The 20907-nt window shown below is 66.2% G+C and carries 17 protein-coding genes; 6 read left to right on the top strand and 11 right to left on the bottom strand.

Features of this window, described 5'->3' with window-relative positions; genetic code table 11:
* The first annotated feature begins 4 nt into the window (after positions 1–4).
* A complete protein-coding gene (locus tag C1O66_RS03120) occupies positions 5–643 on the top strand; it encodes a 2-dehydro-3-deoxy-6-phosphogalactonate aldolase (protein ID WP_102766516.1) in 639 nt (212 codons plus the stop codon).
* A gap of 123 nt (positions 644–766) precedes the next feature.
* Here the strand turns inward: C1O66_RS03120 and C1O66_RS03115 are convergent, their stop codons facing one another.
* Positions 767–3022 carry a PhoX family protein gene (locus C1O66_RS03115; protein ID WP_102766515.1) on the bottom strand — a complete coding sequence of 752 codons (2256 nt, stop codon included), beginning with the start codon at positions 3020–3022 and terminating at the stop codon, positions 767–769.
* A gap of 150 nt (positions 3023–3172) precedes the next feature.
* On the bottom strand, positions 3173–5668 hold the full coding sequence (locus C1O66_RS03110) for a UvrD-helicase domain-containing protein (RefSeq protein ID WP_102766514.1): 2496 nt from the start codon (positions 5666–5668) through the stop codon (positions 3173–3175).
* 34 nt (positions 5669–5702) lie between these two features.
* On the opposite strand from C1O66_RS03110, the gene C1O66_RS03105 reads away from it, so the two are divergent.
* A complete protein-coding gene (locus C1O66_RS03105) occupies positions 5703–6107 on the top strand; it encodes a YchJ family protein (RefSeq protein ID WP_102766513.1) in 405 nt (134 codons plus the stop codon).
* A 9-nt stretch (positions 6108–6116) separates the two neighbouring features.
* On the opposite strand, the gene C1O66_RS03100 is transcribed toward C1O66_RS03105, so the two are convergent.
* Positions 6117–6527 carry a hypothetical protein gene (locus tag C1O66_RS03100; protein WP_133155079.1) on the bottom strand — a complete coding sequence of 137 codons (411 nt, stop codon included), beginning with the start codon at positions 6525–6527 and terminating at the stop codon, positions 6117–6119.
* 264 nt (positions 6528–6791) lie between these two features.
* Between C1O66_RS03100 and C1O66_RS03095 the strand changes: the two genes are divergently transcribed.
* Entirely contained in the window at positions 6792–7553 is a 762-nt protein-coding gene (locus C1O66_RS03095) for a pseudouridine synthase (RefSeq protein ID WP_102766511.1), read from the top strand.
* Between the two features lie 209 nt (positions 7554–7762).
* On the opposite strand, the gene C1O66_RS23520 is transcribed toward C1O66_RS03095, so the two are convergent.
* Both C1O66_RS23520 and C1O66_RS03085 read right to left on the bottom strand, forming a co-directional pair.
* On the bottom strand, positions 7763–8137 hold the full coding sequence (locus tag C1O66_RS23520; RefSeq protein ID WP_133155078.1) for a hypothetical protein: 375 nt from the start codon (positions 8135–8137) through the stop codon (positions 7763–7765).
* 151 nt (positions 8138–8288) lie between these two features.
* A complete protein-coding gene (locus C1O66_RS03085) occupies positions 8289–10232 on the bottom strand; it encodes a CocE/NonD family hydrolase (RefSeq protein WP_102766509.1) in 1944 nt (647 codons plus the stop codon).
* A 230-nt stretch (positions 10233–10462) separates the two neighbouring features.
* Here C1O66_RS03085 and rarD point away from each other — a divergent pair, with 230 nt between their 5' ends.
* Complete coding sequence (gene rarD / locus C1O66_RS03080; RefSeq protein ID WP_102766628.1) at positions 10463–11395, top strand: EamA family transporter RarD; 933 nt, start codon at positions 10463–10465, stop codon at positions 11393–11395.
* 31 nt (positions 11396–11426) lie between these two features.
* Here the strand turns inward: rarD and C1O66_RS03075 are convergent, their stop codons facing one another.
* From C1O66_RS03075 to C1O66_RS03065, 3 genes are read right to left on the bottom strand one after another with little or no spacing between them, the layout of a single operon-like run.
* Entirely contained in the window at positions 11427–13301 is a 1875-nt protein-coding gene (locus C1O66_RS03075) for a TRAP transporter large permease (RefSeq protein ID WP_102766627.1), read from the bottom strand.
* A 2-nt stretch (positions 13302–13303) separates the two neighbouring features.
* Positions 13304–14323, bottom strand: coding sequence for a TRAP transporter substrate-binding protein (locus C1O66_RS03070; protein ID WP_102766508.1), 1020 nt, complete (start codon positions 14321–14323; stop codon positions 13304–13306).
* 57 nt (positions 14324–14380) lie between these two features.
* On the bottom strand, positions 14381–15244 hold the full coding sequence (locus C1O66_RS03065; RefSeq protein ID WP_102766626.1) for a TRAP transporter TatT component family protein: 864 nt from the start codon (positions 15242–15244) through the stop codon (positions 14381–14383).
* Between the two features lie 124 nt (positions 15245–15368).
* Here C1O66_RS03065 and C1O66_RS03060 point away from each other — a divergent pair, with 124 nt between their 5' ends.
* Positions 15369–16076, top strand: a complete 708-nt coding sequence (locus C1O66_RS03060; protein ID WP_102766507.1) for an exopolysaccharide biosynthesis protein — start codon at positions 15369–15371, stop codon at positions 16074–16076.
* A gap of 43 nt (positions 16077–16119) precedes the next feature.
* Here the strand turns inward: C1O66_RS03060 and ahpF are convergent, their stop codons facing one another.
* From ahpF to lysA, 3 genes are all read right to left on the bottom strand, one after another.
* Positions 16120–17682 (bottom strand): alkyl hydroperoxide reductase subunit F, encoded by a 1563-nt coding sequence (gene ahpF / locus C1O66_RS03055; protein ID WP_102766506.1) that lies wholly within the window; start codon positions 17680–17682, stop codon positions 16120–16122.
* A 187-nt stretch (positions 17683–17869) separates the two neighbouring features.
* Positions 17870–18433 (bottom strand): alkyl hydroperoxide reductase subunit C, encoded by a 564-nt coding sequence (ahpC, locus tag C1O66_RS03050; RefSeq protein WP_102766505.1) that lies wholly within the window; start codon positions 18431–18433, stop codon positions 17870–17872.
* Positions 18434–18613: 180 nt separating this feature from the next.
* Complete coding sequence (gene lysA, locus C1O66_RS03045; RefSeq protein ID WP_102766504.1) at positions 18614–19867, bottom strand: diaminopimelate decarboxylase; 1254 nt, start codon at positions 19865–19867, stop codon at positions 18614–18616.
* Between the two features lie 160 nt (positions 19868–20027).
* On the opposite strand from lysA, the gene C1O66_RS03040 reads away from it, so the two are divergent.
* A complete protein-coding gene (locus tag C1O66_RS03040; protein ID WP_243392695.1) occupies positions 20028–20906 on the top strand; it encodes a LysR family transcriptional regulator in 879 nt (292 codons plus the stop codon).
* The last annotated feature ends 1 nt before the right edge of the window (position 20907 follow it).

Here is a 20907-nt window from a genome sequence, read left to right as displayed (position 1 = left end):
CGCGATGAAAGCGAACACCAACCCCTTTGCACCCACGCCCGCCTACCCGCCCCTGGTCGCCATCTTGCGCGGCCTGCAGCCCGAAGAAGCGGCCGAAGTCGGCCTGGCCCTGTACGCGGCCGGCCTGCGCCTGATCGAGGTGCCGCTGAACCGCCCCGGTGCCTTGCAGGCCCTGAGCCTGATGCGCCAGGCCCTGCCGGCCGATGCGCACCTGGGCGCCGGCACGGTGCTGAGGCCCGAGCAGGCGGACGCTTTGAGCGAGGCCGGCGGCACGCTGGCCATCTCGCCCCATCTGGACCCCGATCTGGTGCGCCACAGCGTGGGCCTGGGCCTGTGGACCATGCCCGGCGTGGCCACGGTCAGCGAGGCCTTTGCGGCGCTGCGCGCGGGTGCCCATGCGCTCAAGGCCTTTCCCAACGACGCCCTGCCGCCCGAGGCCTTGCGGGCCTGGCGCACGGTCTTGCCCGAGGCCCTGATCTACCCGGTCGGCGGCATGGGCCTGCACAACCTGGCGGCCTACCGCCGCGCCGGTGCCACGGGCGCCGGCCTGGGCTCGGCGATCTACCGCGCGGGTGACAGCGCGAGCGTGGTGGGCGAACGGGCGAGAGAGTTGGTGCAAGCCTGGCAGGCGGCCGAGCGCTGAGCAGCCTGCAGCGCCAGCATCGCCGGCCCCAAAAAGACAAAGCCCCGGCATGCCGGGGCTTTGTCTTTGTTCACTCAGGCATCCACTTGCGACACCCGAGGGTGCCGCAAGCGGAGAATCTCATCAGGAACCGATGCGGCCGCCGTCGTTCTTGGTGATGACCACCGTGGCCGAGCGGGGACGCTTGCCGGCGCCGTAGCCGGCGTTGCTGGGCCATTGGCTGGTGTACTTGGTCGGGTCAGCGATATTGGCCATGGACGTGCCTTCACCCGGATGCTGGATGTTGACGAACAGAGCCTTGCCGTCCGGCGTCTCGGCCAGGCCGGTGATCTCGCAGTCCTTGGCACCAACCAGGAAGCGCTTGAGCGTGTCGGCGGACGCAGCCTTGCCGACGTAGGTGTCGACATTGAGCTTGCTGCCGTCAGCCTTGGTGTAGCTCAAGGTCTTCTTGGCACCGTCGCCGACGGCGCCCGGCAGGGCCGCCAGCATCATGCAGTTGGTGACGTCGGTGTAGGCGCCGTCATCGGTCTGGATCCAGCAAATGCCGGTCGAGGGGCTGAAGGCCAGGCCGTCCGGGCTGGAGAAGTCCTGGTCGCCGGTCAGATTGGACAGATTGATGGTCGAAGGCGAAGCGCTGGACTCGGCACCGAAGAGGTACACGTCCCAGGTGAAGCCCGTGGCGGCTGCACCAGCGGCGTCTTCCTTCAGGCGCAGGATGTGGCCGTTGGAGTTTCCATTCTGGATGCTGGAAGTGCCCTTGACGTCGTTGTAGACGCGGGGGTTTGCGCTGTCCACGGCGAACTCTTTGGCGCTGGCTGGCTCAACGCGGCGAGCGTTGTTGTTGGTCAGCGCGTAGTAGATCTCGCCGTTCTTCGGGTTGACCGAGCACCACTCCGGGCGGTCCATCTTGGTGGCACCCACGGCATCGGCAGCCAGACGGGTGTTGACGCAGATGTCGGCTTGGTCGGCGAACTTGTAGTTGGCGTAGGCAGCAATGGCGGCATTGCTCATGGCCAGCTCGATCCACTCGCCCTTGCCGTCGGCATTGAACTTGGCAACGAACAGCTTGCCCTTGTCCAGGTACTTGTCGCCAGCGGCGATGCGGTTGGCCGGAGTGGCGTCGGCAGCGTCCCAGACGGCTTCGCTGACAAACTTGTAGATGTACTCGCCGCGCGAGTCGTCACCCATGTACACCGCCAGGGGCTTGCCGGCCTCGGCCTTGCCGAACACAGCGCTTTCGTGGGCGAAACGACCCAGTGCGCTGCGCTTCTTGGCAGCCTTGGTCTTGTCGTAGGCGTCGATTTCGACGATGTAGCCGTAGGTATTCAGCTCGTTGCGATAGTCGTCCGAGCCATCGGCTGACACGCCGGTCTTGCTGATGTTGAAGCGCTGGTACTTGTCATCGGTGCCGGCGGTTTCCCAGCCGTGGCGCGAAGCACCGCCTTGCGAGCTGCCATAACGCTTCAGGGCCACAACCGACTTGTCGCCACGGGCTGCATCGTCAGCGGCGCCGCGAGAGAAGTAGCCGGCCCAGTTTTCTTCGCCGGTCAGGAAGCTGCCCCAGGGCGACTTGCCCGTGCCGCAGTTGTTGATGGTGCCGCGGGTCTTGACGGCGGTGGGCGAATACTTGGTCTTGGCCAGAGCATGGCCGCGCAGCGGGCCGCCCAGCTCAACATCGCTCCAGGGCGTCAGGCGGAAGTTGAAGGCCGAGTCTTTGGTGTAGGACCACTTGCCGTCAGCAGCCTTCTTCACTTCCACGACCGAGATGCCGTGGATGTTGACTTCCTTGTCAACTTCCGCAGCCGGACGCGGCAGCGTGCTCTTGCCGCCATCAGCGTGCAAGAAGAAGGACGACAGCTTTTCATCGGTCGTCGCTTCGTGGTTCATGGCCAGCAGGCCACGGTCGTTCGATGTCAGCGAAGCCTTGCCGTCAGCACCCAAGCCGAACCATTCCATGCCGTCATGGTGGTCGCCGGCGCGGTTCTCGAAGTCACCATCGGTGCCGTCGTTCTTGTAGTCAGCGGTGGCGGCCCGCAGCGGATCGCCCAGGGCGTAAATGACGGTGGCGGTGTAACCAGCCGGCACGGTGACCTTGTCTTCCAGGCTCTTGGCCACGGCCGTGAAGGCCAGCAGCTTTTCGGCAGGAGCCGGCGCGGGGGCAGGAGCCGGCGCCGGTGCGGGCGCCGGATCGTCGCCGCCACCGCAGGCGCTCAGGGACGCGCCACCCAGCACGGCCGTGGCCACGCTGCCGATGGAGCCGCGCAGGATGTTGCGGCGGCTCAGGCGTGCGGCGAGCACGCTGTCGAAGCTCGGGTTGGCAGAGGTGTTGGAGTCTTCTTCGTTGAAGTCACGAACGGAGACATCGTTGGATTTGGTCATGGCTTGCTTCAGCTGGCATCAGCTCAGGTTGAGGGATCCGCCAGAGCTTATGTAGCGGCCGTGAAACCCACGTGACCCGCAGATGACAGTCCAGTGACTCGTACGGACTACGCACAAACCAGGGGCGCAGCCCCTTAACCAACCAACCAATCAATCAATCGGCGTCAGCTTGGCCACCGACAGCGCCAGCCACTTCATGCCGTGGCGGCCGAAGTTGACCTGCGCGCGGGCATCGGCGCCACTGCCTTCCAGCGTTAGCAAGACGCCCTCGCCGAACTTGGTGTGAAACACGCCCTTGCCAACCTTGAGGCCGCCATGCTCGTCGGCCACCTTCTGGGCGGCGGCCTGCTTCATGCTCTTGGGCACCGGCGTGGTGTCGTAGGCGGGCTTCTCGACCCGGCCGGCGCCGACCACCGACTTGAGGCCCGAACCGCGTTCCCAGGCGCTCTGATACTCCTTGGCGAAGCCGGAGCCGAAGCCCTGGTTGCGCGGGGTCAGCCACTTGAGCGCGTGCTCCGGCAGCTCATCGAAGAAGCGGCTCTTGACGTTGTAGCGGGTCTGGCCGTGCAGCATGCGGGTCTGGCTGAAGGCCAGGTAGAGGCGCTGGCGGGCGCGGGTGATGGCCACATACATCAGGCGGCGCTCTTCCTCCAGGCCGTCGCTGTCGGACATGGAGTTCTCGTGCGGGAACAGGCCTTCTTCCAGGCCGGTGATGAAGACGGCGTCGAACTCCAGGCCCTTGCTGGAGTGCACCGTCATCAGCTGCACAGCGTCCTGGCCGGCTTGCGCCTGGTTGTCGCCGGCCTCCAGCGAGGCATGGGTCAGGAAGGCAGCCAGGGGCGACATGATCTCGCCGGTCTCGGCATCGGGCGTGAAGTTGGCGGGCGCAACCGCTGCCGGGAATCCCTCCGAGATGGCGCCGGGCGAGAGTTCATCGACCGGCAGAGCCACGGCGTCCTTGCCGAAGCCCTCTTGCGTGACAAAGGCTTCGGCGGCGTTGATCAGTTCGCCCAAGTTCTCCAGGCGCTCGGCGCCGTCCTTGTCGTTGCGGTAGAACTCATTGAGGCCGGAGATCTCCAGGATCTGCTCGATGATCTCGCGCAGGGTGTGGCCCTGGGTCAGGTTGCGGGTCGAATCGATCAGGCCGGTGAAGGCCTGCAGATTGCTGCCCGCCTTGCCGGCCACCGCACCCACGCTCTGGTACAGGCTGCGGCCGGACATGCGGGCGGCGTCCTGCAGCAGCTCGATGGCGCGCGCGCCGATGCCGCGGGTCGGGAAATTGACCACGCGCAGGAAGCTGGTGTCGTCGTTGGGGTTCTCAAGCAGGCGCAGGTAGGAGAGCGCATGCTTCACTTCCGCCCGCTCGAAGAAGCGCAGGCCGCCGTACACACGGTACGGAATGCCGGCATTGAAGAGCGCCGACTCGATCACCCGTGACTGCGCATTGCTGCGGTAGAGCACGGCGATTTCCTTGCGGTCGATGCCGGCACGGTGCAGGGCCTGGGCTTCTTCGATCAGCCACTGGGCCTCGGCGAAATCGCTGGCGGCTTCATACACCCGCACCGGCTCACCCGGGCCGGCATCGGTGCGCAGGGTCTTGCCCAGGCGGCGGCTGTTGCGGCTGATCAGCTCGTTGGCGGAATCGAGGATGTTGGAGTAGCTGCGGTAGTTCTGCTCCAGCTTGATGACCTTCTTGACGCGGTACTCGCGCTCGAAATCGGCCATATTGCCGACCCGCGCGCCGCGGAAGGCGTAGATGCTCTGGTCGTCGTCGCCCACGGCCATCACGCCCTGGCCGCGGCCCGGGGGCGCGAACATCTTGAGCCAGGCGTATTGCAGCTTGTTGGTGTCCTGGAACTCATCGACCAGGATGTGGCTGAAGCGGCGCTGGTAATGGTCGCGCACGGCCGGGTTGTCGCGCATCAGCTCGTAGGAGCGCAGCATCAGCTCGGCGAAGTCGATCACGCCTTCGCGCTGGCACTGGTCTTCGTAGGCCTTGTATATCTCGATCAGGGTCTTGGTCTGCTCGTCGCGCGGCTCGATGTCGCCGGGGCGCTGCGCGTCTTCCTTGGCGCCGGCGATGAACCAGCTGACCTGCTTGGGCACGAAGCGCTCTTCATCGAGCTTCATGGCCTTGATGACGCGCTTGATGGCCGAGACAGAGTCCGATGCATCGAGGATCTGGAAGCCTTGCGGCAGGCCGGCCAGCTTCCAGTGCGCGCGCAGGAAGCGGTTGCACAGGCCGTGGAAGGTGCCGATCCACATGCCGCGCACATTGACCGGCAGCATGGCGCCCAGGCGCGTCTGCATTTCCTTGGAGGCCTTGTTGGTGAAGGTCACGGCCATCACGCTGCCCGGGGTCAGCTGGCCGGTCTGCATCAGCCAGGCGATGCGGGTGGTCAGCACCCGGGTCTTGCCCGAGCCGGCGCCGGCCAGGATCAGGGCCGGCTCCTGGCCCAGGGTCACGGCGGCGTACTGCTCGGGGTTGAGGTTCTTGAGCAGGCCGCTGGAGGCCAAGGCCTGACCGGCGTTTTCCGCCGCCTCGGCGGCCAGCTGATGGGTGTCCGGGCCTTCGGCGGCGGCGAACAGGTCCTCGTTCAGTTCTTCGGGCGGGGCTTCGGGGCGCGGGTCATGAGGCAGGTTCATCGCCGCATTTTAGGTTTGCGGCATCATGCGGCCGATGAAAGCCACCGAAGACCTGCCCTGCCCCTGCGGCCGCGCCGCCTCCTACCGCCACTGCTGTGGCCGGCTGCACGCCCAGTTTGCCGCCAGCGGCGAGCTGTCAGCCGACAGCGCCGAGACCCTCATGCGCTCGCGCTACAGCGCCTATGTGCTCGATGAGCTGGCCTATCTGCAAGCGACTTGGCATGCCAGCACACGGCCGGCCGAGCTGAGCCCCAATGAGCCGGGCCTGAAATGGCTGGGCCTGGAGGTGAAAAAGCATGGCCAGCTCGACGCTGACCATGCCTGGGTGGAGTTTGTGGCCCGCTGCAAGCTCGGCGGGCGGGCCCAGCGCCTGCAGGAACGCAGCCGCTTTGTGCGTGAGAACGGGGCTTGGTTTTATCTGGACGGCGAGCTCGGCTGAAGCGGCCGATCAAGCAAATTCCTGGCGCACGCTGCGAGTGTTCAGCGTGTGCACCGTCCACAGGATGGCGGCACTCCAGACCAGGCACAGGGCGGCCAGCAGCAGGTGCGAACCGCTGACCCAGAGCAGCATGGGCGAAGCCAGCAGCAAGGCGACCAGCAGGCCGCGGCAGAGGCGGCGCGCCCATTCGTAGCGGCGCAGCAAGCCTTGACCCCCGGTGATGCACAAGCCCGAGGCCAGCAGCAGCGCCAGCATCAAGCCCAGGCCCCAGACGCTGCGCAAGCTGGGCAGGCCGGCGCCCACCCCACTGCCCAGCCAAAAGCCCATCAGCCCCAAACCGGCCAGGCCCAGCAACATCAAGACCCAGGCCACGGCACTGACCCAGGGTGAGCGATATCCGACGTGAAAGACTTGCGGCATGGTGGGGACTCCTTGACTGCGCCAAGCTGCGGCGCTCTCTTCAGCAATCAAATGATGGGTTCTGGCGATGACAGGATTGTTTCGACCGTGGCGCCGCCCCACCATCCCCCCCGAAAGGTGGGGCGCGCTTGCACAGCGCACAGCCGCGAGGTTTTCCTCATGGCTACCGGAGAAAACAGCCCCATCCATGGGCTCGGACACCCTGCGTTAGCCGTGCCGGTTTCTGCCCGCGCCCCGCGCCGCAGGTAATACTCACCCCCAACCATGTTGCAGATCATCCACATCGACGAACACCTCGTCGCCATCGCCAAGCCCGCCGGCCTGCTGGTCCACCGCAGCAGCATTGCCGCGCAGGAACAGGTCTTCGCCCTGCAGCTGCTGCGCGATCAGCTGGGCCGCCCCGTCTGGCCGGCCCACCGCCTGGACCGAGGCACCTCTGGCTTGCTGCTGTTTGCGCTCGACGCCGACACCGCTTCGCAGCTGGGCCAGGCTTTTGAGCAAGGCCAGGCCCGCAAGCGCTACCTGGCCCTGGTGCGCGGCTGGCCGGCGGCAGCGGAAGGCAGCATCGAGCACCCGCTCGCCCGTGACCCCGAGCTGCCCTCGGCCGGCCAGCCCCTCCTGGAATCACGCACCGACTGGCGCAGCCTGGCCCGGGTCGAATGGCCGCTGTCCGTGGACGCGCGCTTTGCCACCAGCCGCTACAGCCTGCTCGAAGCCCGCCCCCTCACCGGCCGCCGCCACCAGATCCGCCGCCACCTCAAGCACATCGCCCACCCCATCATCGGCGACGCCACGCACGGCAAGGGTGCCCACAACCGCGCCGTGGCGGCTTTTCTGGGCGAGCAGCGGCTGTGGCTGCACGCGCTGGAGCTGAACATCCGGCACCCATGGACTGGAGAGGCGCTGCAGCTGCGCGCGGCGCCGGGGCCGGAGTGGGAGGCGATGCTGGGGCGCGGGGAGTGGCGGACGAGTGAGGGGGAGGCTTGGGGGCAGGCGGGCTGGAGGGAGAAGCTCGGGTGGGGCTGAAGCTAGGGCTGCAGAGCCTTTGGACCTTGGCGCGATAAGTAAAGGCGGTGAACACCAGAGGGCAGACGCATAGCGGGCGGCTACCGTTGAACCGCTGATCTGCGCGTGCTCGGCCGGGAGGCCGGAATGGGGCAGCTCAAAGTCGTGCGCCAGCGGCCGCCGCATTCAGTCCGCTGCAAGGGCAAGCTAAGGCAACGCGACACGACTCGTCACGACTTGGCGAAATACATGGCAACAGCAGCAATGAGTGCCGCGATTGCCGCCCAGATATTCGCTTTGCGCGCATATTTGTTGGCCTCACGGGCGATTGCCAAGGTTTCCTCTTCCCGGGCGTCTCGTTTGGATGCTGCTTCTTTGGCATCAGCCTCATCGAGCTCGGCTAGCCACTTACGCGCTTCTATCTCCCGGTCCTGCATAGGTGCGCCAGTAGCTCGATTGGCTTCTTGCTGGACGCGGATTGCTGCGCGACCAGCCCGCTCGAAACCTTTGCGCAGCTCTACTGGGTCTTCCATTGTTCTGGGCCCTAACTTGGTTACATGCGGATCGTTAACAAAATCTGCCGCATATTTGACCAGCGCTTCCATCCACCGCACATGCTCTCAAGGCATTTGACGTACTCACAATATCCACGGCAGTAACTTTGTTCTTTGGCCTGATGCGTCTGTTGGAGGCGCCTAGCGATCTCTGATTCCGTGGATTCAAAGAATCAACAGGGCCCGCAGTACCGATCCAGCCTCACGGCCCCTCAATCACCCGCATCTCCAGCTGCGACGCCCGTTCACCCGCGCGGAACAGGGTCTGCGTGGCCGGCTGGAAGTCCTCGGGTGCCGCATCCTTGATGCGCACAAAGCGCTGGGGGTTGCGGTCCAGCAGGGGGAACCAGCTGCTTTGCACCTGGATCATCAGGCGGTGGCCGCGGCGGAAGTTGTGGTTGACGTCGGGCAGCTCGATGTCCAGGGCCATCACTTCGCCGGGCACCACGGCCTCGGGCTTGTCCAGGCCTTTGCGGAAGCGGGCGCGCAGCGGCTCGCCGCGCACCAGCTGCTGGTAGCTGTTGAGGGTCTGGCGCGGCGGCGGCACGTCGCTGGGCGGCGGGCCTGAAGGGCTTTCGTCTTCCATGTCGTGCGGGTAGACATCGATCAGCTTGACGATGAAGTCGCTGTCGCTGCCGGTGGTGGACACATACAGCCGGGCCTTGATCGGGCCAGCCACGGTCAGGTCGCGTTCCAGCACCTCGGTCTGGTAGACCAGCACATCGGGCCGGGTGGCGGCAAAGCGCTGATCGCCCACCATGTACTCGGCCGGCATGCCCTGGGCGGCGTAGCTGGTGAAGGGCACGGGCTTGTTGGGATCGCTGACATAACGGTCGACAGCCTCGGTGCCTGCGCTGGCCTCGGGCCGCTTCCAGTCCAGCTTGCCGCCGGCCTGGAAGTAGAGCTGGCGCGGTTTGGCTTCGGCCGGCGGCCAGGCCGGGTAGTGGCGCCAGACATTGCTGCCGGTCTCAAACATGGTGGCTTCGGCGATCTTGGCCTCTCCCTGACCGCGCAAATGCTGCTCGAAGAAGGGCAGCATCACCTGCTTCATGAAGTACTCGCTGTTGTTGCCGCCAAAGCTGACCGAGCCCATGGACTTGCCCGCGGTGCGGAACCAGCCGCCGTGGCGCCAGGGGCCCATGACGATCTGGTTGCTGATGCCGGGGTTGCGGGTTTCGATGCTGCGGTAGATGGCCAGAGGGCCAGGCAGATCCTCGGCATCGAACCAGCCGCCCACGGTCAGCACGGCGGCGCGGATGCCCTTGAGGTGCGGGGTGATGGACTTCGGCTTCCAGTGCTCGTCGTAGCTGTCGTGCTCGATCAGGTCGTTGAAGTAGGGGTTGCCCGGCGTGCCCAGGGTCTTGGCGATATTGCTGAGATTGCCGAGCTTGAGGAAGTAGTTGTAGGCATCGCCGCTGCTGTAGCGGAAATCACCCCAGCGCGAAGGCTCGGAGGTGGGGTTGGGCTGGGGCTTGAAGCTGGTGAAGAAGCCGTAGTTATGGGCCAGCATGAAGGCACCGCCGTGGTAGCCGTCGTCACCCTTGTAGTAATCGGCAATCGGCGCTTGAGGCGATGCTGCCTTGATGGCCGGATGCGAATCGATGATGGACGCGGCGCTGTAGAAGCCGGGGTAGGAATTGCCCCAGATACCGACCCGGCCGTTGTGGCCGGCCACATGGTCCAGCAGCCACTGCACGCTGTCGTGCATATCGCTGCTTTCGTCAACATCGTTCTTGCTCTTCTTGTTCGGCACATGGGGCGTCATCTCGACAAAGCGCCCCTCCGACATATTGCGGCCGCGCACGTCCTGGCAGACGAGGATGTAGCCGGCCTTGAGGAAATCCTCGCTAGGCGCCAGGCGGCCGCTGTAGCGGTCGGAGCCGTAGGGCGCGCAGCTGTAGGGCGTGCGCGTCATCAGGATGGGGTACTTCTTGCTGCTGTCCTTGGGCACGTAGACCGTGGTGGCCAGGCGCACACCGTCGCGCACCGGGATGCGGTACTCGTACTTGGTGTAGTTGGCCTTGAAGTCATAGGGCGCCGGGGCGGCGCTGCCCGAAGAGCCGGCTGCTTGAGCCAGCACCGCGCCAGAACCCAAGAGCAAGCAAGCAAACAGTGCGGCGGACGCCACCGGCGAAGAAGAGCGCATGGGCATGAAGAGACCTTGAGGTGTGCAGAGTCACGAAGTCGGCGCCAGGAGCTGAGCCGGCGTCCCGGGCCATTGGCAAGACCTGACCCTCAAGCCTTACACGCCACAGGATTCGCGATTGGGCCATGCGCGCTGGCCCTTGCGAAGCACGTATTTGCCCGACATGACTTTTGACATCCTTGGCACACCTGACCGCTGCCCGCGCACCGGCCTGGGCCGACAATGCAGGCATGAACCGCAGCCCCGCCCCCTCCTCTTCAGCCGCCACCTCGGCCAGCCGCGGGGTGCTTTTCGCCGCCCTGTCCTACACCCTCTGGGGCCTGTTCCCGCTCTATTTCAAGCAGATCGCCCAGGTGCCCTCGCTGGAGGTGGTGGCCCACCGCACGCTCTGGTGCCTGGTGTTCCTGCTGGGGGTGCTGACGGTGCTCAAGCGCTGGGCCTGGCTGGGCCAGGTGCTGCGCCAGCCCAAGGTGCTGGCGGCCTTTCTGCTCTCGGCCCTGCTGCTGTCGGTGAACTGGCTGACCTACGTCTGGGCGGTGCAGAACGACCATGTGCTCGATGCCAGCCTGGGCTACTTCATCAACCCCCTGGTCAATGTGGCCCTGGGCTTTGCGGTGCTGCATGAGCGCCCGCGGCCGCTGCAGTGGCTGGCCGTGGCCCTGGCGGCGGCGGGCGTGCTGTGGCTGACGCTGCAGACCGGCCGCCTGCCCTGGGTGGCCCTGGTGCTGGCGGCCAGCTTCGGCGTCTACGGCCTGCTGCGCAAGATCGCCAGCCTGGGCGCGCTGGAAGGCCTGACCCTGGAGACCTTGCTGCTGGCGCCCCTGGCGGCCGCGGCCATGGCCTGGTGGACCTGGCAGGGCCAGAGCGCGCTGTCCCATGGCGCCGAGGCGCCCTCCACCCTGCTCTGGCTGCTCTTCGCCGGCCCGCTGACCGCCGCGCCGCTGCTGCTGTTCGCCGCCGGTGCGCGGCGCATTCCCATGGCCACGCTGGGCCTGCTGCAGTACATCTCGCCCAGCATCCAGTTCATGCTGGGCGTGTGGCTGTACCACGAGCCTTTTGCAGCCACGAGACTGGTGGGTTTTGGCTTGATCTGGGCAGCCCTGGCGATTTACAGCATCGAAGGCCTGCTCCGCAGCAGGCAGGCTGCGGCCGCAGCGGCTTGAATCATGGCCGTGCGGCCCTCGGGCGTGTGATTCAGACGGCAGGGGCTCGGGCCATGAGCGCAGCCAGCCCGGTACTCAGCGCCGGCAGCAGCGCGATCAGCAGCGTGCCCACAAAGATGGCCAGCATGGCCGGCAAGACCGCCCGGCCCACATAGCGAATGGACTTGCCGAACATGGCGGCGGCGAAGTAGATGTTCATGCCCGCCGGCGGGCAAAGGAAGCCGACCTCCATCGCCGCCAGAAAGATGATGCCGAAGTGCACGGGGTCGATGCCGTAGCTCTGCGCCAGCGGCAGCAGCAAGGGCACCAGCACGGCGATGGCCGCAAAAATCTCCATCAAGGCGGCAGCCACAAACAGGAAGGCGCACAGCGCCAGCAAAAAGAGGTATTTGTTGGGAATCGCCCCCTGCACCCACTCCACGGCCAGATCGGGAATGCCCGCATCGACGAGGAAATTGGTCAGCGCCAGCGCCATGCCAAGAATCAGCATCACGCCGCCGATCAGCTGCGCGCATTCCGAAAGGCAGCGCCCGAGCAGGCGCCAGCTGAGCTCACGGTGCGCCACAGCCTGGGTCAGCAGCGCATAGGCGGCCGTCAATGCGGCGCTCTCGGTGGGGGTGGCCAGGCCGCCGGCCAGGGAGCCGATCGCCACCACCGGCGCCAGCAGCTCCCATTTGGCCGTCCAGGCCGCCGCCAGCGCCTGACGCGCATTCGGGCGCGAGCTGAGCACCGGATCCGCCCTGGCATTGCCCCGCAGAAAGCCGCCGAACAGCAGCAGGCACACCACCATCACCAGCGCCGGCAGCAAGCCGGCCAGGAACATGTCCATGATGGGCACCCGGGCGATCACTGCATACATGATCAAGGGTACCGAGGGGGCCAGGAGCACACCCAGGGCGCTGGCACTGGTGACCAGGCCGATGCCGCGTTGCTCCGGGTAGCCGGCATTGCGCAGCAAGGGCAGCAGCAAGCCACCCAGCGCCAGAATGGTCACGCCGCTGCCACCGGTGAAGGCCGTGAAGGCCGAGCACAGCACCGCCGCCGCCAGCACCGTGCCGCGCGCGCCGCCGCCGAACAAGGCCACAAAGAGCGCGCCCAGGCGCTGCGCTGCGCCGGTGCGCGCCATCACCAAACCGGCCAAGGTGAACAAGGGCAGCGCCGGCAGCGAGGGGTTGACCGTGATCTGGTAGTGCGACAAAGCGATGGACGCCAGCGGCAGGCCATCACTCCAGAACAAGGCCAGCGCCAGGCCGCCCAGCACCGCGAACACCGGCGCACCGGCCACGAGAGCAAGCAGGAGCAGCGCCAAGGGCGGCCACAGCCGGCCGCCCTGACCATCGACCACGGCGGCCAGCAAGCAGCCGCCCAGCGTCAGCAGCAAGCCGCAGGCAATCTGAGGCAAAGGACTGGTTGCGCAGCGCATGCCCAGCTTGACACCCAGCCAGGCAAAGCCCAGAGGCATGCAGGCCTGCACCCACCAGACCGGCAGCCCATAGGCCAGCGGATGCGCGGTTTCGATCTCGCTGGCCACAAAGCGCCAGCTGGCCCAACTCAGCATGCCGCACAACAGGGCAGAGCCGCCTTTGGCGAAGGCCTGAACCCACCGCTGCTGGCGCTCGCCGCCCCGCTGGGCCAGGCTGCTGCCCAGGGTGCTCAGGTGGCCGTGGCGCTCGGCCGCGATCGCACCGAACATGGCCAGAAGCAGGCCCAGATGCTGCACCAGCACGGGCGCGTTCTCGATGCCCCGGCCCATCATGGGGCGCAGCGCCAGCTCGACCAGCGGCAGCAGCACCATCAGCGCCAGAGCCAGAGAAGCCATGCCTTCGTCAAAGCGACTCAGGCTTTGAGTGAGAGGGTTGACCGTCGGCGGCGTGCGGGACAGGTTCGGCGCCACTTCCAAGCGCATGCTCACAGACCCCTGCTGGCGCGGTAGGCCTTGAGGTGCTGAAAGACCTCATCAAAGGTTTCGGCCGGCACCATGCTGCCGCGAATGCGCGGATAGAGGCGCTCGGCCAGCTCGCTCCACTCGCGCATCTGCTCGGGTGTGGGCTTGTTGACCTTGAGGCCGCGCTTCTTCATGGCCTCGACCGCTTCATCCACCTCGCGGCGCGCTTGCTGGCGCATGGCCAGGCCGGCCTTTTCGCCGCCGACCTTGAGCGCCTGCTGGGCCGCCGGGCTCATGGCGTCCCAGGCCTTTTTGGTGACCACCAGGGCGCCGACGATGGGCGCCCAGTTGATGTCCAGCATGTTCGATGCCGTGTTGTAGATCTGGCTGGCCAGCGCGAAGTACGGGGTTGCGGGCACCACATGGATCATGCCGGTCTGCATGGCCGGCAGGATGTCGGCGGTCTCCAGCGGCACCGGCGTGTAGCCGAGGTTCTTCATGATGGCCTGCTGCTCGGGCTCCGAGCCCCAGGCAAAGAACTTCATGCGCTTGAAGTCTTCGGGCCGCGACGCTGGCTCTTTGGAAAAGAAGCGCACCCAACCGGCATCGCCCCAGGCCACCACCACAAAGCCCCGCTCCAGAAACCGCTGCTCCATGGCGGGGCGCATCTTCTCGCGCACATGGTCGACCTCCTCCCAGCTGCGGAACAACAAGGGCAGGTTCTGCAAGGCCGCCACCGTGGGCTCGATCTCGCGCAAGCCCACCACCGACATCAGCGCGCCTTGCAGCTGACCGATGCGCATGCGGCGCGCCAGCTCGGCCTCGCCGCCCTGGCTGCCATCGGTGAAGACCGTGAACCGGGCTTGGCTGCCCTGCGCGGCGCGCCAGCCCTCGCCCATCTCCATCAGCTGCTGGTGGTACTGCGAGTTCTTGGGCACCAGGCTGCCGATGCGCAACTGCACCGGTGCTTGCGCCCAGCTCGCGCCGGCGGTGCACAGGGCCAGGAGGCAGGCGGCGGCATGGCGACGGTGGATTCGGGTCATGGTGTTGTCGAAGTTAGGTGTTTGCAGCGCAAGCCGCGGTGACGAGCCGCCGCGGCCTCAGAACAAATCGTCGGCACTGTCGAGCAGCCACTGCGCGCGCTGGCGCATCAGCTGATTGCCCAGGCTGTTGCCTGGAACGGCCAGGGCCTGGCGCAGCAAGGCCTCAAAGGCCGGGCGGTCGCCAGCGGGCTGGGCCAGCGACTCGGCCTGGCCGACATACACGCCGGCATTGCGGCCGGCCGCGGCCGTCAGCGCTTGCGCGAAAAAGGCCTCGGCACGGCGGCTGCTGCCGCCAGGGCGCGCAGCCTCCAGCGTGCCCAGCAGCGCGGCCAATGCGCCCTCGCCATGCAGGGGCTGGGTGGCCCAGGCCAGTTCAGCCAGGCGCTGGGCCTGCGGCAGATCGGCCACGATGTCGGGGTTGTGCTTGGACAAGGAGATGTAGGCCGCCCAGGAGGCTGCGGCCCAGTAGGCCAGGCCCACCTGATCGCTCGGCAGGGGCGGCAGCGGCTGTGCCATCTGCAAGGCCTGACGCAAGCCGCCGCCATGCCGGGCTTCCAAGGCCGCCATGGCATGGCGATGGGCGCGCAAGTACAAGCGCGCGGCGCGCTGGCGCAGCTGCAACGCGGTGCGGGCGTCGCGGCTCTCCAGGCGCTCGGCCTCGAAGGCCACGAAAGCAAAGGCGTACTGGGTGAAACCGCCGGCCACCGATTCGGCCAGAGCGAGATGGTCCGGCGTCTGGCGCAGCAGAGATTCCGAGAGCTTCAGGTAAAAGGCGGCGGATTCACGCGCCAGGCCCAGATCTTCCTCTTCCGCCGGACCTTGGCTGGCCAGCTCGTCCGCCACACTGCGCACCAGCATCAACCGTGGCGAACAAGCGCTGAGCAAACTGGCCAGCAGCAACAAGGCAATCAATCTGGCCATCAGGGCTTGGGGCGGTGTGGTCAAGTGACCGATGGCCGGCGAGTCTAGGCAGGCATGATGAAACCGGCGTGACGCCGTCAAGACAGAAGCAGGTCGGTTCACGGTCCACGCATGAAGGCATGGCATGGCCGTCACACGGGCAGCCCAAACTACGGAGTCAATGACGACCGACCCTTCATCTTCGACCCAATATGAGACTTCGCCGCCCGGAGCTTTTCAGCCGCCTCACCTGCGCTTGCGGGAAGCCGCAGGGCGCTTGAACGCTGAAGCGGTGAGCCTGGCTGAGCTCGCGACGCTGCAAGGCTCTGCCGGCCTGGGCTCGCTGCTGCTGGTGCTGGCCGCACCTTGTGTCTTGCCCGTGCCCGGTGTAGGCAACGTCATGGGCTTGGCGCTGATGATGCTGGCCGTGCCGATCTGGCGCGGCGACCCAGTCGGCGCCCTGCCCGCGCGCGTGGCAGCTTTTCAGATGCCAGCTCGCTGGGCACGCCGCGCATTGCTGATGATGGCTTGGCTCTATGAGCGAGCGGCCCGCTTTGCGCGAGGCCAGCACGGGCTCGGTTCACTCACACAGGCCGGGCCGCGCCCTTGGATGGCCGCACTCGTGGCTTTGATGGGCGCCTTGATTTTCTTGCCCCTGCCGCTGGGCAATGTGCTGCCAGCCATGTGCATGGCGCTGCTGGGCCTGGGGTTGGCCTTGCGGGATGGCTTGCTCTTGCTTTACGCATGGGCTGCGGGCCTGCTGGCCTGCATTTACAGCGCTGCCTTGGGCCTGGCCGCCTGGCACTGGGGCTTGGCCCCCGTGTGGCGCTACCTTGGGGCTGACGCGGGCTGATGCCCGTCTCACCAGCCCCAAGCGCCAGCCAGGCGCCTCGGGTTCACAGGACCGGCTGCCGCATCAGGTAGTCAAAGGCGCCGAGGGCCGCCTTGGCGCCGTCACCTGTGGCGATGATGATCTGCTTGAAGGGCACAGTGGTCACATCGCCGGCGGCAAACACGCCGGGCAGCGAGGTCTGGCCTCTGGCATCGACGATGATCTCGCCGTGCTTGCTCAGCTCGACCACGCCCTTGAGCCACTCGGTGTTGGGCACCAGGCCGATCTGCACGAACACACCTTCCAGCTCGATGCGGTGGGCTTCACCGCTGTTGCGGTCGGTGTAGTTCAGGCCGTTGAGCTTGCCGCCTTCGCCAGTGAATTCGGTCGTTTGGGCCGAGGTGTGGATGGTGACGTTGGGCAGGCTCTTGAGCTTGTTGACCAGCACCGCATCGGCACGCAAGGCTTCGCCGAACTCGATCAGGGTGACATGGGCGACGATGCCGGCCAGGTCGATGGCCGCTTCCACGCCGGAGTTGCCGCCGCCGATCACCGCCACGCGCTTGCCCTTGAACAAGGGGCCGTCGCAATGCGGGCAGTAGGCCACGCCCTTGTTCTTGTACTCCTGCTCGCCGGGCACATTGACATTGCGCCAGCGCGCGCCGGTGGACAGGATGACCGAGCGCGACTTGAGCGTGCCGCCATTGGCCAGCTGCACCTCGATCAGGCCGCCCGGCTCGGCCGCCGGGATCAGCTTCTCGGCGCGCTGCAGATTCATGATGTCCACGTCGTAGGCTTTGACATGGCCTTCCAGCGCGGCGGCGAACTTGGGTCCGTCGGTTTCGAGCACGGACACATAGTTCTCGATCGCCAGGGTGTCGTTCACCTGGCCGCCAAAACGCTCGGCCGCCACACCGGTGCGGATGCCTTTGCGGGCGGCGTACACGGCCGCAGCCGCGCCGGCCGGGCCACCGCCGACGATCAGCATGTCGTAGGGCGCCTTCTCGCTGAGCTTGGCGGCATCGCGGGCGGCGGCGCCGGTGTCCAGCTTGGCCACGATCTCTTCCACCGTCATGCGGCCCGAGCCGAAGAACTGGCCGTTCAGGTAGATGCTGGGCACGGCCATGATCTCGCGGGCATTGACCTCGTCCTGGAACAGGCCGCCGTCGATGACCACGGTTTTGACCCGCGGGTTCTGCACCGCCATCAGGCTCAGAGCTTGGACCACATCGGGGCAGTTGTGGCAGCTCAAGGACATATAGACCTCGAAGCTGAAGTCACCGTCCAGACCGCGGATCTGCTCGATCACCTCGGGCTCGACCTTGGGCGGATGGCCGCCCACCCACAACAGGGCCAGCACCAGGGAGGTGAACTCGTGGCCCAGCGGAATGGCTGCGAAGCTCAGCTTCAGGTCCGAGCCAATGCGGTTCAGGCTGAAAGACGGGCGGCGCTCGGCCTGGCCGTCGGTCTTGAGCGTGATCTTGTCCGACATCGCCGCGATGTCTTGCAGCAGGCCAAGCAACTCGCTCGAGGCCTCGCGCTCATCCAGGCTGGCGATGATTTCGAAAGGTTGGGTGACGCGCTCGAGGTAGGCCTTGAGCTGGGTCTTCAGTTGTGCGTCCAACATGGTGCTTCTCCGTTTTCGGGGTGTACAGGCGTGGCGCTGCAAAGCCACTCTGAAAACGCCCTGAGGTTCAGCCGGAGAGGCCTGGGCGCTTTCAGCGGAGCTTGAACAACAGATCTCGCTGAAGGGGAATCGCAAGCCCTCCCGGGCCTGCGAATTCAATCGTCATTCGATCCAGTCTGACGCAGACTTAGATCTTGCCGACCAGGTCCAGCGAAGGAGCGATGGTCTTGGCGCCTTCCTTCCACTTGGCCGGGCACACTTGGCCGGGGTTGGCGGCGGTGTACTGGGCGGCCTTCAGCTTGCGCAGGGTTTCCGACACGTCGCGGGCGATTTCGTTGGAGTGCACTTCGGCGGTCTTGATGATGCCGTCCGGGTTGATCACGAAGGTGCCGCGCAGCGACAGGCCTTCTTCTTCGATGTGCACGCCGAAAGCGCGGGTCAGCTTGTGGGTCGGGTCGCCGACCAGGGGGAACTTGGCCTTGCCCACGGCCGGCGAGGTTTCGTGCCAGACCTTGTGCGAGAAGTGGGTGTCGGTGGTGACGATGTAGACCTCGGCACCGGCCTTTTGGAACTCAGCGTAGCTGTCGGCCGCGTCTTCGACTTCGGTCGGGCAGTTGAAGGTGAAAGCCGCCGGCATGAAGATCAGCACGGACCACTTGCCCTTCAGGCTCTCGTCGCTGACGGTGACGAACTTGCCGTTGTGGAAGGCTTCGGTCTTGAAAGGCTGGACTTGGGTGTTGATCAAGGACATGACATTTCCTTTGGGTTGGTAGAGAGGGTGGCACAAGCTTGAAAACCTGCGATGGATGAATCATAAAAGCAAGCCCCGGCTTGCAGGTTTGATTAATCAAATCACTGTCATTGCTTGCGCCTATTGAGCTGGACTATCAAGAACCAGGCTCGGTCGCCACACCCTTGTCACACCATCAGGTCAGATCCCCTGCTCCAAGGCGAGCAGTTCCTCCACCGTCTGCCGGCGGCGGATCAGGTGCTGCTGATCGCCAACCACCAGCACCTCGGCCGCGAGCGGACGGCTGTTGTAGTTGCTGGACATGGAGGCACCGTAGGCCCCGGTGTCGTGAATCACAAGCAGATCACCGACCTGGGCGGCCGGCAGCAGGCGAGGCTCGACCACGCCACCGTCCACTTGCGTGAACACATCGCCCGATTCGCACAGCGGGCCGGCCACCACCGTGGGCCGCTCGGCGCGGTCCGCTTGGCCATCGGCCGGCAGCAAGCTCATGGCATGAAAAGCACCGTACATGGCCGGGCGCATCAGCTCATTGAAGCCGGCATCCACCAGCACAAAGTGATTGCGGCCCACATCCTTGCTGGCGCGCACCTCGGCCAGCAGCACACCGCTCTCGGCCACCAGGTAGCGGCCCGGCTCGATCTCCAGCTGCAAGGCGTGGCCCAGCAGGGTTTGCGCCTGCTGGCGCGCCTGATCCCAGAGGCCGAAGTAATGTTCGGTGTCGATGACGGGCTCGCCATCGCGGTAGGGAATCGACAAGCCGCCGCCGGCCGAGATCGCCTGCAAGTCCATGCCGGCCGCCTGCACCTGGCGCACCAGTTCCACCATGGCGCCGCAGACCTCGGACAGATGGCGGTAGTCCACACCCGAACCGATGTGCATGTGCAGGCCGATCAGGCGCAGGCCGTGCGCCTGCACCGCGGCCAGGGCGGCCGGCAAGTCGGCATGCCAGATGCCGTGCTTGCTGTGCTCACCGCCGGTGTTGGTCTTGTTGCTGTGGCCGTGGCCAAAGCCGGGGTTGATGCGCAGCCAGACGCCGTGGCCGGGTGAGGCAGCGCCCAGCTGGTGCAGCATGTCGATGGAGCCGGCATTGACTGGCACCTGGTGCTCGATCACGGTGGCCAGGGTCTCGCGGTCCAGCAGGTCTGCCGTGAAGACGATGTCCGAATGCACCGAGCCATCGGCGCGGTAGCCGGCCGCCAAGGCACGCAGCACCTCGCCGCGCGAGACGGCATCGACCTTGACGCCCTGCTCCCGCATCAGCCGCAGGATGTGGGTGTTGGAACAGGCTTTTTGCGCAAAGCGGATGGCATCGAAGGCCCGCAACGCGGCGATGCGCTCACGGATGGTGCCAGCGTCGTAGACCCACAAAGGCGTGCCGAAGGTCTGAGCCAGGGCTTGCAGGCGGTTGGGGGTCAGGGTGGCAGCAGGCATGGGCGGGCTCTCTCGGGCAGGGTTCAGGGAATGGCAGAAGCATGCCTGCCCTGCGCCATTCATTCAAATATTGATTTATAAACGACTCATTCATTTTGGATATGCCTATTTCGTGAACCCGGACATCAGCCTGCGCCATATCGAAGTCTTCCGCGCCGTCATGACGGCCGGCAGCGTCACCGAAGCGGCCCAGTTGCTGCGCAGCTCGCAGCCGACACTGAGCCGTGAGCTGGCACGGCTGGAGCAACTGCTGGGCTATGCCCTGTTCGAGCGCCAGCGCGGCCGCCTGCGCGCCACCGCGCGGGGCCTGGCCTTGTTCGACGAGGTGCAGCGCAGCTACCAGGGCCTGGACCGAATCCGCAGCCGCGCCGCGCAGCTGGGTCGCGACGAACAGGTGCAGTTGGCCGTGCTCTGCCTGCCCGCCCTCAGCCATGCCCTGCTGCCCGCCGCCTGCGCCGACTTTCTGGCCGCCCACCCGGCGGCGCAGCTGTCCATCACACCCCAGGAATCGCCCTTGCTCGAGGAATGGATGGGGGCGCAGCGCTTCGACCTGGGCCTGAGCGAGCAGCAGGCGCACAGCGCCGAGGGCACGCAGCGGGTGCCGGTGCTGACCCTGGATGAGGTGTGTGTGCTGCCGGCGGGCCACCCGCTGTTGGAGCGACGGGTCTTGCAGCCGGCCGACTTCGAAGGCCAGGACTTCATCAGCCTTTCGGCCGAGGACCCTTACCGCCTGCAGCTGGATGCCTTGTTCGCCGAGGCCGGCGTGCAACGCCGCCTGCGCGTGGAAACCCACAGCGCCGTGGCCGTGTGCGCGATGGTCCAGCAAGGCCTGGGCCTGGCCATCGTCAATCCCTTGACGGCGCTGGCCCTGGCCGGCTCTGGGCTGCAGCTGCGACGCTTCAGCCTGTCCGTGCCCTTCCAGGTCTCGGCCCTGCTGCCGATGTACCGGCCGGCGCAGCCGCTGGCGCAAAGCTTTCTGCAAGCCCTACAGCATCAAGCGAGCCGCATGAGCCAGGCTCTAGAACTCGCCCTTCGCTGAC

It is taken from the genome of Paucibacter aquatile (assembly GCF_002885975.1).
Classification (GTDB): Bacteria; Pseudomonadota; Gammaproteobacteria; order Burkholderiales; family Burkholderiaceae_C; genus Paucibacter_A; species Paucibacter_A aquatilis.
The sequence above is the reverse complement of the archived record's forward strand: the minus strand, read 5'-3'. Positions and strand labels throughout refer to the sequence as shown.

Bases quoted from the DNA above. Each gene is read 5' to 3' on its own strand.
- C1O66_RS03105 (WP_102766513.1), top strand. From the start codon at position 5,703: ATGAAAGCCACCGAAGACCTGCCCTGCCCCTGCGGCCGCGCCGCCTCC.
- C1O66_RS03060 (WP_102766507.1), top strand. From the start codon at position 15,369: ATGGCCGTCACACGGGCAGCCCAAACTACGGAGTCAATGACGACCGAC.
- C1O66_RS03065 (WP_102766626.1), bottom strand. From the start codon at position 15,244: ATGGCCAGATTGATTGCCTTGTTGCTGCTGGCCAGTTTGCTCAGCGCT.
- C1O66_RS23520 (WP_133155078.1), bottom strand. From the start codon at position 8,137: ATGGAAGCGCTGGTCAAATATGCGGCAGATTTTGTTAACGATCCGCAT.
- C1O66_RS03110 (WP_102766514.1), bottom strand. From the start codon at position 5,668: ATGAACCTGCCTCATGACCCGCGCCCCGAAGCCCCGCCCGAAGAACTG.
- rarD (WP_102766628.1), top strand. From the start codon at position 10,463: ATGAACCGCAGCCCCGCCCCCTCCTCTTCAGCCGCCACCTCGGCCAGC.
- ahpF (WP_102766506.1), bottom strand. From the start codon at position 17,682: ATGTTGGACGCACAACTGAAGACCCAGCTCAAGGCCTACCTCGAGCGC.
- ahpC (WP_102766505.1), bottom strand. From the start codon at position 18,433: ATGTCCTTGATCAACACCCAAGTCCAGCCTTTCAAGACCGAAGCCTTC.
- C1O66_RS03100 (WP_133155079.1), bottom strand. From the start codon at position 6,527: ATGCCGCAAGTCTTTCACGTCGGATATCGCTCACCCTGGGTCAGTGCC.
- C1O66_RS03115 (WP_102766515.1), bottom strand. From the start codon at position 3,022: ATGACCAAATCCAACGATGTCTCCGTTCGTGACTTCAACGAAGAAGAC.
- C1O66_RS03040 (WP_243392695.1), top strand. From the start codon at position 20,028: ATGACGGCCGGCAGCGTCACCGAAGCGGCCCAGTTGCTGCGCAGCTCG.
- C1O66_RS03070 (WP_102766508.1), bottom strand. From the start codon at position 14,323: ATGACCCGAATCCACCGTCGCCATGCCGCCGCCTGCCTCCTGGCCCTG.
- C1O66_RS03075 (WP_102766627.1), bottom strand. From the start codon at position 13,301: ATGCGCTTGGAAGTGGCGCCGAACCTGTCCCGCACGCCGCCGACGGTC.
- C1O66_RS03085 (WP_102766509.1), bottom strand. From the start codon at position 10,232: ATGCGCTCTTCTTCGCCGGTGGCGTCCGCCGCACTGTTTGCTTGCTTG.
- C1O66_RS03095 (WP_102766511.1), top strand. From the start codon at position 6,792: ATGTTGCAGATCATCCACATCGACGAACACCTCGTCGCCATCGCCAAG.
- C1O66_RS03120 (WP_102766516.1), top strand. From the start codon at position 5: ATGAAAGCGAACACCAACCCCTTTGCACCCACGCCCGCCTACCCGCCC.
- lysA (WP_102766504.1), bottom strand. From the start codon at position 19,867: ATGCCTGCTGCCACCCTGACCCCCAACCGCCTGCAAGCCCTGGCTCAG.